The organism is Halomonas sp. McH1-25, assembly GCF_022348165.1.
In the GTDB taxonomy this organism is placed as follows: domain Bacteria; phylum Pseudomonadota; class Gammaproteobacteria; order Pseudomonadales; family Halomonadaceae; genus Modicisalibacter.
Genome location: NZ_JAKRFI010000006.1, coordinates 214,590 through 226,805, shown reverse-complemented (window position 1 = coordinate 226,805; position 12,216 = coordinate 214,590). Strand labels below are relative to the sequence as shown.

At 60.3% G+C, this 12,216-nt stretch carries 13 protein-coding genes; 4 read left to right on the top strand and 9 right to left on the bottom strand.

Features of this window, described 5'->3' with window-relative positions:
* Nucleotides 1-132 precede the first annotated feature (132 nt).
* Together csrA (MHM84_RS16075) and csrA (MHM84_RS16070) are read left to right on the top strand one after the other, a co-directional pair.
* A complete protein-coding gene (csrA, locus tag MHM84_RS16075) occupies nucleotides 133-357 on the top strand; it encodes a carbon storage regulator CsrA (protein ID WP_239267371.1) in 225 nt (74 codons plus the stop codon).
* Between the two features lie 370 nt (nucleotides 358-727).
* Nucleotides 728-940, top strand: a complete 213-nt coding sequence (gene csrA, locus MHM84_RS16070) for a carbon storage regulator CsrA (protein ID WP_239267370.1) — start codon at nucleotides 728-730, stop codon at nucleotides 938-940.
* 76 nt (nucleotides 941-1,016) lie between these two features.
* On the opposite strand, the gene MHM84_RS16065 is transcribed toward csrA (MHM84_RS16070), so the two are convergent.
* The 9 genes from MHM84_RS16065 to galB form a co-directional block, all read right to left on the bottom strand.
* A complete protein-coding gene (locus MHM84_RS16065) occupies nucleotides 1,017-2,030 on the bottom strand; it encodes a TRAP transporter substrate-binding protein (RefSeq protein ID WP_343218294.1) in 1,014 nt (337 codons plus the stop codon).
* Nucleotides 2,031-2,108: 78 nt separating this feature from the next.
* The gene (locus MHM84_RS16060) at nucleotides 2,109-3,077 is read right to left on the bottom strand and encodes a PDR/VanB family oxidoreductase (protein ID WP_239267369.1); all 969 of its coding nucleotides are present in this window, start codon (nucleotides 3,075-3,077) and stop codon (nucleotides 2,109-2,111) included.
* Nucleotides 3,078-3,161: 84 nt separating this feature from the next.
* Entirely contained in the window at nucleotides 3,162-4,217 is a 1,056-nt protein-coding gene (locus tag MHM84_RS16055; RefSeq protein WP_239267368.1) for an aromatic ring-hydroxylating dioxygenase subunit alpha, read from the bottom strand.
* A gap of 301 nt (nucleotides 4,218-4,518) precedes the next feature.
* The gene (locus MHM84_RS16050) at nucleotides 4,519-5,376 is read right to left on the bottom strand and encodes a class III extradiol dioxygenase family protein (RefSeq protein WP_239267367.1); all 858 of its coding nucleotides are present in this window, start codon (nucleotides 5,374-5,376) and stop codon (nucleotides 4,519-4,521) included.
* Entirely contained in the window at nucleotides 5,376-5,735 is a 360-nt protein-coding gene (locus tag MHM84_RS16045; protein WP_239267366.1) for a protocatechuate 3,4-dioxygenase, read from the bottom strand. The genes MHM84_RS16050 and MHM84_RS16045 overlap by 1 nt, the downstream gene beginning before the upstream one ends.
* Nucleotides 5,736-5,862: 127 nt before the next feature.
* Nucleotides 5,863-7,035 carry an alpha/beta fold hydrolase gene (locus MHM84_RS16040; protein WP_239267365.1) on the bottom strand — a complete coding sequence of 391 codons (1,173 nt, stop codon included), beginning with the start codon at nucleotides 7,033-7,035 and terminating at the stop codon, nucleotides 5,863-5,865.
* Nucleotides 7,016-8,143: a 4-oxalomesaconate tautomerase gene (locus MHM84_RS16035; protein WP_239267364.1), complete on the bottom strand. Its 1,128-nt coding sequence runs from the start codon at nucleotides 8,141-8,143 to the stop codon at nucleotides 7,016-7,018. Before MHM84_RS16035 ends, MHM84_RS16040 begins: the two co-directional genes overlap by 20 nt.
* Nucleotides 8,140-8,874: a 4-carboxy-4-hydroxy-2-oxoadipate aldolase/oxaloacetate decarboxylase gene (locus MHM84_RS16030; RefSeq protein WP_239267363.1), complete on the bottom strand. Its 735-nt coding sequence runs from the start codon at nucleotides 8,872-8,874 to the stop codon at nucleotides 8,140-8,142. The genes MHM84_RS16035 and MHM84_RS16030 overlap by 4 nt, the downstream gene beginning before the upstream one ends.
* Nucleotides 8,871-9,611 (bottom strand): 4-oxalmesaconate hydratase, encoded by a 741-nt coding sequence (galB, locus tag MHM84_RS16025; RefSeq protein ID WP_239267362.1) that lies wholly within the window; start codon nucleotides 9,609-9,611, stop codon nucleotides 8,871-8,873. Before galB ends, MHM84_RS16030 begins: the two co-directional genes overlap by 4 nt.
* A 195-nt stretch (nucleotides 9,612-9,806) precedes the next feature.
* Here galB and MHM84_RS16020 point away from each other — a divergent pair, with 195 nt between their 5' ends.
* Together MHM84_RS16020 and MHM84_RS16015 are read left to right on the top strand one after the other, a co-directional pair.
* Entirely contained in the window at nucleotides 9,807-11,045 is a 1,239-nt protein-coding gene (locus MHM84_RS16020) for a LysR family transcriptional regulator (protein ID WP_239267361.1), read from the top strand.
* 166 nt (nucleotides 11,046-11,211) lie between these two features.
* The gene (locus tag MHM84_RS16015; RefSeq protein WP_239267360.1) at nucleotides 11,212-12,207 is read left to right on the top strand and encodes a TRAP transporter substrate-binding protein; all 996 of its coding nucleotides are present in this window, start codon (nucleotides 11,212-11,214) and stop codon (nucleotides 12,205-12,207) included.
* Nucleotides 12,208-12,216 lie beyond the last annotated feature (9 nt).

The window sequence follows — 12,216 nt, the reverse complement described above, 5'->3', positions numbered from 1 at the left end:
GAACCTGGATTGCTTTTACTTGTAGTACGTAGACCTAAATTTTTATAAGAAAATGCCTGTGTAATAAAGGCGTTACGCGCATTGGCCGCTAGCGTAACGACACAGCCAGCCTGACGACTGAAGGAAACTCCCATGCTCATTCTGTCCCGCCGAATCACAGAAGCAATGATGATCGGTGACGATATCGCCGTTACCGTCTTGTCGGTAAAAGGAAACCAGGTACGTATTGGCATCGAGGCGCCAAAGAGCGTTGACATTCATAGAGAAGAAATCTTTGAGCGGATCCATCGCGCTACGAATCAGGAAGACGTGCAGGTGCCTGACGAGCTCGGGCATATGCTGGCTGAGTCTGAGTGATGCGAAGCGGCGCAGCGACTGCGTCCGGCGATAGGCCATGACGGGGTCGCGTCGCCTACCGTGCCAACCAGCCCCATTCGAGGCAGTCAGGCGGTTCAGCCTGGCTAGGTAGGTTCGGGCTCTGGAGCAAAGGCGCGTTCATCTCTTGCCGTATCTTCTGAGTGCCCACTGATGGCCCTATCTGCGCGCCATGCTGGGCTGACTCTTGGCAGGTCAGTGCGCAATTTTTGTAATGAATAGATATCCTAGGTTGTTATCTGATGTAGGTATTACCTATCTTTTCTTGTAGGAAATAGATTACAGGATGAGGCATTGCCAGTTTGGCCATCGGTAAGGCTTGGATATTCATCGTTCATTGACAGGGAACAAGATGCTTATTTTAACGCGTAGGGTTGGGGAAACCCTGATGATTGGCGACGATGTCACCGTGACGGTGCTGGGAGTCAAGGGCAATCAGGTTCGCATCGGTATCAATGCGCCCAAGGATGTCGGTGTGCATCGTGAGGAAATCTATCAGCGTATCCAGCGGGAGCATGAGGAAGGCGAGCTGGTTTTGAACTTGGCCGAGTCCGGAACTGCCTGACAGAGAAGCAAGGCTGGGGGATCGTCCGAAAAGCATGCCGCTGCTCATCGCAGCGGCATATGGAGCGAGCAACACCTCAGGTCGGGCATTCCTTCGTGAGCCGCATGGCTTCATCGTAGATGGGTTGTGCCTGGCCACCGACGTCTTGCAAATAGGTGTCGATGGTCTGCTGCAGGACGGGGCCCCACTGGGGATCTTCCAATGGCGCTTCCACAGCCAGGAATTCGTGGCCGGCATCGACGGCTTCCTGACGACCCTGCTCGATGAGCTTGTCGTAGACGGCGGCGGCCTTCATCGACCATTCCATGCCGCTGTGTTCGTCGATGATCTTTTGCAGGTGTTCAGGCAGTTCTTCGTAACGCTCCTGGTTCATGGTCGCGACCAGTGACAGGTCGTAGAGTGGCACCTCGGTGTGGTAGCGAGTCTGCTCATTGAGACGAAACGTCTTCATGGCTTCCCAGTTGAAGCTCAGGCCATCGAGTACCCCGCGTTGCATCGAGGTGAATACATCCGGTGCCGGCATGCCTACAGCCTGTGCTCCAAGGCGGGTCATCATGTCGCCGACCACTGACGTGGGGCGGCGCATGCGCAAGCCGGCCATATCCTCGGGGGTCTCGATCAGTTTTTGCTTAGTGTGCAGGTAACCCGGTCCGGTGGTGAACATGAACAGCACGTGTGAGTCCTGATATTCCTCGTCCAGCGTGCCCTGGTCATAAAGCGACTGCAGGATACACGAGCCCTGCTTGCTGCTGTGGGAAATGCCGGGAAGCTCGATCACCTGCGTCAGCGGGAAACGTCCCGAGTTGTAGCCTTGGGCCGTCGAGCCGATGTCGGCGATTCCCTCGACGGCGCTCTGGTAGGTCTGGTCGGACTTCGCCAGGGTCTGGCCGGGAAAGACCTGGACCTTGAGTTCGCCATCCGAAGCCTCTTCCACGCTCTTGGCCCACGCCTGGAACAGCTCCTTGTCGATCAGCGACCCACCGGGCCAGACGTGTGCCACACGCAGCACCTCGCTGGCCTGCGATAGAACAGGAGTTGCCGCTACGGTCAGGCCTATCGCCAGGCCGATCGTTGTCTTTCTCATCATCATGTCGTCGTCTCTAGTGTTGTTGTGATGTTGGCGTACTGCAGGGCGGTGTCGTCGAATAGAACCCGACAAACCGATAATTTACAAATCGAGTACCAGAATCTTGCTCTTGGCGCGTGAGCAGCAAGGCGTGAACTGGTCGTTGGCGGCATGCTCCTCATCGTCAAGGTAGAGGTCGCGGTGATCCGGTTCACCCTCGAGAACACGGGTCAGGCAGGTGCCGCAGACGCCTTGTTCGCAGGAGACCATGATCTCGACGCCGTTCTCGCTGAGCACTTCATAGACGGTCTTGTCCTTGGGTACCGTGAAGGAAGCGCCACTACTGGCGATTTTGACCTCGAAACTCTCGTCGTCCTCGCTGTCCTGAACCGCCCCGGTAAAGTACTCGGTGTGCAGTTGGGAGCTCGGCCAACCCTGAGCCTTGCAGGTGGACAGCACGTGATCGATGAAGCCGCTGGGACCGCAGACGTAGATATGCGTATCGTCGTCGGGCTCGGCAGCCAGCGAGGCGACATCCAGCCTGCCGGCGTCGGGCTGGTCGTCGTGATAAAAATGCACATGCTCGGCGTAGGCCCCCTGCTGGATGCGATCGACGAACGCCATGCGATCGCGGGATCGGGCACAGTAGTGCATCTCGAAATGCGCCTGGGTATGCGCCAGTCGCTCGGCCATGCACAGGATCGGCGTGACCCCAATGCCGCCGGCAAACAGCAGAGTGCGCTTGGAAGGCTCGAGAGGGAAGTGGTTCTTGGGTGCACTGATCTGCAGCAGGTCGCCCTCTTGGATCTCGTCGTGCATGGCCGTAGAGCCGCCTCGCGAGGCCGGTTCGCGGAGTACCGCGATTCGGTAACGGTCGCGCTCCTCGGGGTGATTGCACAGCGAGTACTGCCTTATCAGGCCGTCCCTGATACGCACGTCGACATGGGCGCCTGCGCTGAAGGCCGGAAGAGGGCGACCATGCGGATCGGTCAGTTCGAAACTGACGATGTCCTCGGCTTCCTGGGCCTTCTTCGTGACCCGCACAAATAAAGAAAGCGTGCTATTGCTCATCGCTCGAATCCTGTCCGGCGCTCGGCCGGTCCGTGATCTGGCTCGGGCGGCACGCTGGCGCGCCGCCCGTCATCGGTAAGGGTATTAACTAGCCGCTGCAGCGCTGGACGATGGCGTAGCCTCTTCCTTCAGCAGGCGGTCGATGATGCGTCGAGCCTGGACGCCGCCGCCATCGATGTTGAGCTTGAGCAACTGGCGATCGGGATACTTGAGCAGGTTGCGCTGCTGGGATTCGAGCATGTCCAGGTCTTCAGCGAAGATGGTGCCCTGACCTTCGCGAATACGGTCGGTGAGGGCCTGATCCTGCGGATTGAAGTTGCGCGCCATGCCCCAGAAATACCAGATCGAGGTGTCGGTCTCGGGGGTGATGAAGTCGACGACGATGCTCGAGGCCTTGAACTCGGGCGGGGCGTCATAGCCTCCCTTGCCGGCGTGAGCGACGCCTACCTCGATGAGCACATGGCTGGGTGGGGTGAAACGGCACACCTGCCAACGATCCACCGGCACGTCGTCGGCCAGGTTGTTGCCGCGTAGGGCCGCCTGCCAGAAGGGCGGGGCGGGAATGTTTTCCATGTAGCGGCTGGTGATGACCTCATCGCCGTCGACTTTGGTTTCCGGCGCCGCTTCCTCGATCTCGGGCTGGCCGATGCTCGAGGCATGTACGTAGGTCTCGTGGGTCAGGTCCATGAGATTGTCGATCATCAGCCGATAATCGCACTTGATATGATAGAGTCCGCCGCCATAGGCCCAGTCGGGATCGTTGGCCCAATGCAGTTCGGGAATGTCGTTGGGGTCGGCCAGCGCGGCATCACCGGTCCATACCCAGATGAAACCGTGACGCTCGACTACCGGGTAGGCACGAATGCTGGGAAAACCGCGTACGCGTTGGCCGGGCATGCTGGAGCACTTGCCGTCGCAGCCCATCTCCAGGCCATGGTAGCCGCACACTAGCTGACCATCACGTACGAACCCCAATGACAGAGGAGCGCCACGATGGGGGCAGAAATCCTCGACGGCAGCGACTTTTCCTTCTTCCGCGCGGAAGAAGACAATCTGCTCATTGCAGATTGTACGTCCCAGGGGCTTGTCATCGATCTCGTCGGGGGTGCAGGCGACGTACCAGGTATTCTTGGGAAACATAGCGATATCCTCATCATTGGGTCAGGTGTTTTGTCGTTATTGGATCCAAAGTAGAGTATCTGAGGGGCATTTTGGTCAATATATGCTTTAGTTGGATCCCGATTGGTGTCGGTAAGCGCATTCCGAATAACGCTGTAGAAACAAGCGGATAAGCGCAGCAAGGCATCGTCGCGCAGCTGCGACATGCTGAGTTAGCGTTCTGAAGCAAGAGCAAAGGCGGGCACTCGCGAAGGGTAACCCTCAATGGGAGGGTTACCGTCGAGCTAGCGCAGGTAGCTTTCTTTGGAAGGAATCAATGACTTCAGGGTGAGGTATCGCCAGCGTTTTCTAGGGCCAACAAACCAATGCCCGTGGTCATCGGTGCATAGTAGAAACGATGAACCTCATTGACTCGTTCGGTCATGGCGCCCCGCATGACAAACCACATGATGACCTCGCCTCCTTCGGCGCCGGCAGCTGTCATGACTTCCTTGTGGGAGAGGGATGCCAAGGCTTGGGGCTCGGTCTGGATGCGCTGCAGCCATTGGCGATCCCACTCCTCGTTGATGTGGCCGAAGCGTTCGCCATTGAGCTGGTGCGACAGGCCCCCGGTACCGACGACCACGACACGCAGGTCCTCGGGGTACGCTTCCACGGCGCGGCGGATGGCCTCGCCCAGCTTGTAGCAGCGTTTCCCGCTGGGCAGCGGGTGCTGGATGACGTTGACCAGCAGGGGGACGACCTTGACCGGCCATTGCTCCTCATCGTGTGTCCAGAGCAGTGGCATGGCAGTCAGGAAGCCATGGTCGAGCGCCATCTCCTGGCACAGCGTCAGATCGAACTCATCGGCAACGAGATGGTTGGCGAGATGCTCGGAAAACGCCGCGTCACCGGGAAAATCGGGTAGCGGGCGCCTGCCGTAGCCTTCGTCGGCGACCTTGTATGAGTCCGCCACGCCAAGCGCGAAGGTCGGGTAGCGATCGAGAAAGAATTCCGTACCGTGATCGTTGTAGACCAGGATGACCACATCCGCCTTGACCTCCTCGGCCAGCCAGCGCTTGACCGGTTCATAGCCGTCGAAAAGGGGTTGCCAGGCCGGGTCCTGCTGCTTTTTCTGATCGTAGGCGCGACCGATGGAGGGGACGTGGGAAGAGCCGATACCGGCGACGATGCTAGCCATTAGACGGCTCCTGGAACGTTACGGGTGGCCATGAACTGCTCGTAGCTTTCGCCGCGCATCTGGGCGCCGATGGTGTACAGGCCGTAGCCCAGCGTGGCACCCAACTTGAGAAAGAAGAACAGGTTGCCGCCGAGCTGGGTCAGACGTAGCCAATCGCGCTCGCGAATGGCCTGTTTCTGTTCCTCCGAAAGGCCGTAGCGCGCCATATAGGCCTCTTCGTCGGCATTGAACGCCTCACGGTTTTCCGGGTCCTTGAGCGAATTGCACATCTTGTTGATGGGATAACCCTGTCGGGACAGGGACAGGTCGAACACATAAGTGCCGGGAATTTCCCAGCGATCCTGATTATTGGACGTCATGGCGTTGCTCCTCGTTCATATGCGGTTTCGTCAGGGCATCGACCGCTTCCCTCCAGGAGAATGGCGTCAGTTCCCCATACTGAATGGCTCGTTTGGGCATGGTCTCGACGAGTTCGCTGCGTCATTGTCAGTCTCCCCGATGCATGACGAAGCGTGCACGGCGCTCCGCGAAGCGCCATTCGCCTTTGTCGGCGACACACACATCGTCGAACTCGCCAATCATCACGCGACCGTCGAGCGGCAGGCCGAAAGGCCCATCGGCGGGCTGTTCGGTATTGGCCGCGAACACCTGAACGTAGCAGTGCACTCGGGCGTACCCGGCCGACTCCACCGTGACGCGAATATTACTGCAGAAGTGACGCGTGACGCGGTTGCCGGGCCGTTGCCGATAGGCGGCCAGGATAGCCTCGCGTCCTTCGAGTGGCTGCTGCGGTGCCGTCGGCCGGTAGAGTCGGCCATTCTCATGAAACAGCTCGGCCAGACCGGGGTAGTCCTGACGGTCGGTGCGGTCGGCGGCATCCAGTACCAGGCGCGTGCAGGTGCGCTCGATATGCGCGCGCTGCCGATCGGAGAGGACCGGAGTGGCGGTTTCCAGCCAGTCATGGATGGTCGAGGCGACCGCTTCCGGACGCTCCATGGGGCTCATGTGGCCGGCTTCCTCGATGACGGCAAGACGGCTACCCTCGATCGATCGGGCCATTTCCTCGTGGCGAGAGAGTGGGCTCCAGGTGTCCTGGCGGCCGCAGACGAGCAGGGTCGGGCAGCGAATGTCGCTCAGTACGGGCGTGGCATCGGGGCGCTCCAGCAGCGCCTGGATCTGGGCCGCAAAGATCGTGGGCGTCTTGCGCTCGATCATCTGCAGGATCGATTCGGTCAAGGCCGTGTCCGTTAGACGGTCGGGATGCACCATGCCCTGCATCCAGGCCTCGCCCATGGTGCGCATGCCGTGGTCGCGAGCCTGCTTTAGCAGCGCCATGCGCGCCTGTCTTTCACCTTCGCCCGCCTCGCCTGCCGGACGCGCCTGAAACCCCGTATCCAGCAGGATCAGATGGCTGACTCTCTCGGGGGCACGGCGGTAGATCTCGAGGGCCACGCGCCCGCCCATGGAATGACCGGCCAGCACGAAGCGGCTCGGTGCCTGGCGAAGCGCTAGCTCGGCCATGGCGCCGATCGAGTCGGCTTCGCCATAGTCGGGAACGTGGCAGTGCAGCGAAGTGAAGCGCTCGATCTGTCCGGCCCAGATGGCGCCATCGCAGAGCAGGCCTGGCAGAAGCAGCGCGTCAGTGGCGTTCATGGCCATGGGAGCACTCCGTGTCGTGAGGAGAAGGGGCACCGTCCCAGACGGCGCGGGGAATGCAGAGCTGGCCGTCGAAAAGCAGCCGTGCGGTGCGCAGCAGGCCGGCGCGTGCAACGTGGCCTGCAGCGTCGAGTGTCAGCTCGACGGTAAACTCGCCGGTCGGGTGCTCGATCGACAGACGTTTGCCGTCACCCGCCGGGATACGTGCCGTATCGGCGGCCACGGAGCCGGGCAGAACACAGGCGGTTGCAACACTGACGGCTCCCAGGACGCCGATGGCTTCGTGGCAGCGATGGGGAATGAAGGTTCGCGTGGTCAGTGCGCCGCCTGCCTGTGGCTCGGCAATCAGCGACATCTTGGGGACGGTGCGCTGGCTGACGTCCCCCAGGTTCATGCGCGTGCCCGCTTCGAGGCGGATGCGTTCGAGGCGGGACTTGAGCGCCTGGCTGGCATCGAGTTCGGCACAGCTTTCCGTGCCGGTGATGTCCAGGTCCCCGGCGCGCAGCACGACTACAGGCATGCCGTTGTCGATGCAGGTGACCTCGATCCCGTCGATCACGTCACGGGCCTGCCCGGTGGGCAGCAGCGCGCCGCAACTCGACCCCGCCGTGTCCTGAAATTCGATGATCAGTGGGGCGGCGCTTCCCGGCACGCCGGAAATCGTCGCATCACCGGCATAGTCCAGCTTTGCGTGGGGAGTCGGTACGTGAATGACCGCGAGCTGGCCGGTATTCACCATGTGGATGCGCACCGGTGTCGTGCCCTCCCGAGGGGAGACGAGTCCGCGCTCGATGGCGAAGGGGCCGACACCGGCGAGGATATTGCCGCAATTCTGGCCGTAATCGACACGCGGCTGGTCGACGATCACCTGGGCGAACAGATAGTCGAGGTCGGCATCGTCCCGTGTCGGGCGGTCAATGATGGCGACCTTGCTGGTCAGCGATGTCGCCCCGCCGAGCCCGTCGATCTGACGATCGTCGGGCGAGCCCATGGCCGCCAGCAGCACCGCATCGCGCTGCTTCGGATCGCGGGGCAGGTCGGCGGCGAGGAAATAGAGTCCCTTGGAGGTCCCGCCGCGCATCTGCAGGCAGGGAATGCGGGTCTGGCTCATGTCGAGCCCTCCGCTTCGCCCTCCAGGTCCTGCAGGCTGTCGTAATACTTCAGCCCCTTCTCGGCCAGGCGCGGGCGCATGTTATAGATGTCCAGCCCCAGTTCGCCATTGGCCAGACGCACCCGTTTCTGTTCCTCCGCCGCGGCCCGCTTGCGGCTGGCCTCGACGGCGAAGCTGGCTTCCTCCCGGCGCACGACGACCACGCCATCGTCGTCGGCGATGACGATATCCCCGGGATTGATCCACTGGCCGGCACAGATCACCGGCACGTTGACCGAGCCGAGCGTTTCCTTGACCGTGCCCTGGGCATGCACCGCGCGTGACCACACGGCAAAGCCCATCTCACGCAGAGTGCGGGTGTCACGAACACCGGCGTCCATCACCAGGCCACGCACGCCACGTGCCTGCAGGGAGGTGGCGAGCAGGTCGCCGAAATAGCCATCGATGCAGGGGGAGCGCGTCGCGACGACCAGTACGTCACCGGGCCGGCACTGCTCCACGGCGACATGGAACATCCAGTTGTCGCCGGGGGCGACCAGCGCGGTCACCGCCGAGCCGCTGATGCCATGGTCCTGTTGGATGGGCCGAATGGCCGGATCGAGCAGGCCCTTGCGGCCCTGGGCTTCGTGTATCGTTGCGACGCCATGCGTGCCCAGTTCCTCGATCAGTGCGGCATCGGCACGCGGAAAATTGCGTATCACGACCCCGGTTCTGTCCAGTAAGCGGCTCATGAAAGATTCTCCGTCACGCGGGGAAAGAGGCTCTGGTAGCCTTCGGCATACCGGATGTTCTTGCTCGATGCGATGCCGATGTTGCGCTTGGCCTGCACGCCACGTTGCAGCGCGACGCGCGTGTAGTACTCCCAGAGGTGTTCCTGGCCGGCCATGCACTGAATGGCGCGGTACTTGTCTTCCCAGACGTCGGTGATGTCGAGCAGTACGTCGGGGCGCCACTCGCATTGCTCAGGCTGGTGTGGCTCGAAGCAGTAAACGGGGGGCGCGCCGATGATCCGCTCGCCCGGCTGGTGACCTTCGGCCTGGGCGATGATGCGCGCTTCCTGAGCCAGATGCGTGGCCAGAGGGTGATCGTAGTTATAGGGATCTTTCAGCGAATGCGTGAGCACGAAACTCGGCTGTACACGTCGATAGACGTCGGCCAGGCGAAATAGCGTCTCCTTGTCGGCGCGCATGGGATAGTCGCCGATATCGAAGAACTCCACACTGGCGCCCAGGGCTTCTGCGGCCGCCTGAGCCTCGTCACGGCGTGCGGCCTTGACCTTCTCTTCGGTCATGTCGCCCTTGCGCCAGAGTTTCGCGGATTCGCCACGTTCGCCGAAGGATAGGCAGACGATGTGCATGGCATAGCCCTGTCGGGTATGCAGTGCAATGGCGCCACCGGCCCGCCATACGAAATCTGCAGAGTGCGCGCTAACTACCAGGCCTGTGTTTGATTCTTGTGCGGCATTCATTGTGAAACCTGTGCTTGAGTGGCGATGAAGCTATCCTGTCATCCTCCATCAAGCGCGAAAAATGCCTTTCCCCCGGACGGATATGCGTTTTGCTTATGCTTAACCGTCCGTGAACGCCATGCTCCGATATAGGCATATCGGAAGTCGTGCATATCCCGCATGCTAGCGCCTGGTTGTAAAGACTGGGGAAACATCATGTCAGGGGCGCACCCCGAGTACTTCGCTTTCGAACCCAATATGCGTCGCCTGCGTGCCGTGGTGGCAGTCGCCGATGTAGGAAGTGTCATACGTGCGGCCGAGGCGTTGCATCTCTCGCAGCCCGCCGTGACGCGTGCGGTGCGCGACTTGGAGAAAGAGTTGGGGCTGGAACTCTTCGAGCGCCATCGCAGTGGCATGCTATGTACCACGGCAGGTGAAATCGTTTTGCATCGTTTTCGACGAGTGCTGCAGCAACTCGGCGATGCCGAGCGGAGACTGCTGGCATTACAGCCGGAAGGATGTTTCGACCGCCTGGCCCAGCGATTGTCGTATCGACATCTGACGGTGCTCGCCGCCATTGCCAATTTCCATAGTGAACCCTTGGCAGCCAAGGCGCTCGGACTCACACAGCCCGCGATTAGTGGCAATTTGCGCGACCTGGAACGTCAGTTGGGCGTGGCGTTGTTTTTGCGTACACAGCGGGGAATGCTGGCAACGGACTGTGGCGCCGCGTTGATTCGCCATGCCAAGGTGGCATTGCGTGAGGTCCATCTCGTTCGTGACGACCTCTCGGCCTGGCAGGGGCAGGTCAAGGGGCGCATCGTCATCGGCACGCTGCCTCTCTCCAGTTCCCTGCTGGTGCCTCAGGCGGTCGATGCCCTGCTAAAAGAGTTGCCCGGTCTGAATGTCACCATTCTGGACGGGACTTACGATGCTCTTTTCGAGTCTCTGCGTAGCGGGGAAATCGACATCCTCATCGGAGCGCTGCGTCAGACGCACTTGAGCGAGGATACCGTTCAGGAGCGACTCTTCGACGACCGCTTGGCGGTCGTGGCACGTCGCGATCATCCCCTGACCCGCCAATCCTCTCTGGCGCTACATGACTTGCTTGGCGCGCAGTGGGTGGCTCCCCGTCAGGGAACTCCAGCACGGCGGAGCTTCGAGCAGGAGTTTCGCTCCGCGGGGTTGGAGCCGCCCCCAGTCATAGTGGAAGTCGGTAATCTGAGTACCATTCGCACCCTGTTGCTAGATAGCGATCGGGTAACTCTGGTTTCGCCTCATCAGGTGAATTTTGAAATCGAAAGTGGCCAATTGGTGCTGCTTCCCATCCAGTTGAAGGGGACCCTTCGTCCCATCGGCATCACGGCCAGGGCGGACGACTCTCCCACCCAGGCGCTGCAGGTGCTGCGTCGCATTCTGTTCGATATTGGACGGCAACTGGATAGCAAGCGCTAAGTGGCGGATAGCAAAAACGCATACCAAAGCGTCAGTTTTGAATTTGTTGCGGAGAGCGGCGAAAAGATAGGGTGCCTGAAGCGCTGCCATGCTCAGGCATTTTTCGTATGTACGATGGCAGCCCCTCTAAGCGATAGAAAAGAATAAAACGTCAGGAGCCGCCAGAATGAAACACAACATCAACCGCCTCTTTCTTTCTTTTGCTGCCGGTGCAGCTCTTACCTTGCAGTCCGGACTGAGCGCGGCCGAAACGCTCAAGCTTGCGCACTTCGTATCGCCTGCACACGTGGTCAATAGTTCGATTGCCGAACCCTTGAAGAAGGGGGTGGAAGCCGAGACGAACGGCGAACTCGAGATCAAGGTATATCCCGGGGGAGAACTGGGTTCTGGACCCACCGAGCAATATATCCGTGTTCTTCAGGGGGCGGCAGACATCGTGTGGGGGCTGCCCGGCTACACTTCTTCGCAGTTTACCAAGTCGATGGTGGTAGAGCTTCCGGGAGCCATTCCGGAGGGAATGAGTGGCTATGAAATGCTCTGGAATGCCTATGACGGCCATCTGAAAAGCGAGTTTCCTGGCACCAAGCCGTTGGCGCTATGGGCCAGTGAGCCCAACATTTTCATCATGAAGGACAAGGAAATCCGCTCACCCGAAGATCTCGAGGGACTCAAGATTCGTGTGTCTGGGTGGATGACGGCAGAGCTGATCAAAGCTTATGGCGGTACGCCCGTGCAGATGAGTGCCGGTGAAGTCTATAACGCCTTGCAGACCGGTTTGATAGATGGCCTTGTCACCGGGGCCAGTGCCATCGAAGACTTCAAGCTCGACGAGGTGGCGAACTCCTATTCGGTGGGCGCGCCACTGGGCCACATCATGTTCTATCTGGTCATGAACCAGAAGAAATACGATGGCCTTTCCGATGAATATAAAGCCGCAATCGATGCCAATAGCGGTGTCGAACTGTCGCGCAGCGGCGAGCAGGGGTGGAATCAGCGCGCCCAGGAGACTCTGGAGGCTGTGGCCGCCGAGCCGGACAATACCGTGATCGAACTGAGCGATGCCGAGATCGCCAAGTTCGAAGAAGTTTCCAATGCCTTCCGCCAAAGGAAACTCGAAGAGATCGATGCCACTGACGTGTTGAACGCCATGCAAGGTCAATGATAGGCAACC

Bases quoted from the DNA above. Each gene is read 5' to 3' on its own strand.
- csrA (WP_239267371.1), top strand. From the start codon at position 133: ATGCTCATTCTGTCCCGCCGAATCACAGAAGCAATGATGATCGGTGAC.
- csrA (WP_239267370.1), top strand. From the start codon at position 728: ATGCTTATTTTAACGCGTAGGGTTGGGGAAACCCTGATGATTGGCGAC.
- MHM84_RS16065 (WP_343218294.1), bottom strand. From the start codon at position 2,030: ATGATGATGAGAAAGACAACGATCGGCCTGGCGATAGGCCTGACCGTA.
- MHM84_RS16060 (WP_239267369.1), bottom strand. From the start codon at position 3,077: ATGAGCAATAGCACGCTTTCTTTATTTGTGCGGGTCACGAAGAAGGCC.
- MHM84_RS16055 (WP_239267368.1), bottom strand. From the start codon at position 4,217: ATGTTTCCCAAGAATACCTGGTACGTCGCCTGCACCCCCGACGAGATC.
- MHM84_RS16050 (WP_239267367.1), bottom strand. From the start codon at position 5,376: ATGGCTAGCATCGTCGCCGGTATCGGCTCTTCCCACGTCCCCTCCATC.
- MHM84_RS16045 (WP_239267366.1), bottom strand. From the start codon at position 5,735: ATGACGTCCAATAATCAGGATCGCTGGGAAATTCCCGGCACTTATGTG.
- MHM84_RS16040 (WP_239267365.1), bottom strand. From the start codon at position 7,035: ATGGCCATGAACGCCACTGACGCGCTGCTTCTGCCAGGCCTGCTCTGC.
- MHM84_RS16035 (WP_239267364.1), bottom strand. From the start codon at position 8,143: ATGAGCCAGACCCGCATTCCCTGCCTGCAGATGCGCGGCGGGACCTCC.
- MHM84_RS16030 (WP_239267363.1), bottom strand. From the start codon at position 8,874: ATGAGCCGCTTACTGGACAGAACCGGGGTCGTGATACGCAATTTTCCG.
- galB (WP_239267362.1), bottom strand. From the start codon at position 9,611: ATGAATGCCGCACAAGAATCAAACACAGGCCTGGTAGTTAGCGCGCAC.
- MHM84_RS16020 (WP_239267361.1), top strand. From the start codon at position 9,807: ATGTCAGGGGCGCACCCCGAGTACTTCGCTTTCGAACCCAATATGCGT.
- MHM84_RS16015 (WP_239267360.1), top strand. From the start codon at position 11,212: ATGAAACACAACATCAACCGCCTCTTTCTTTCTTTTGCTGCCGGTGCA.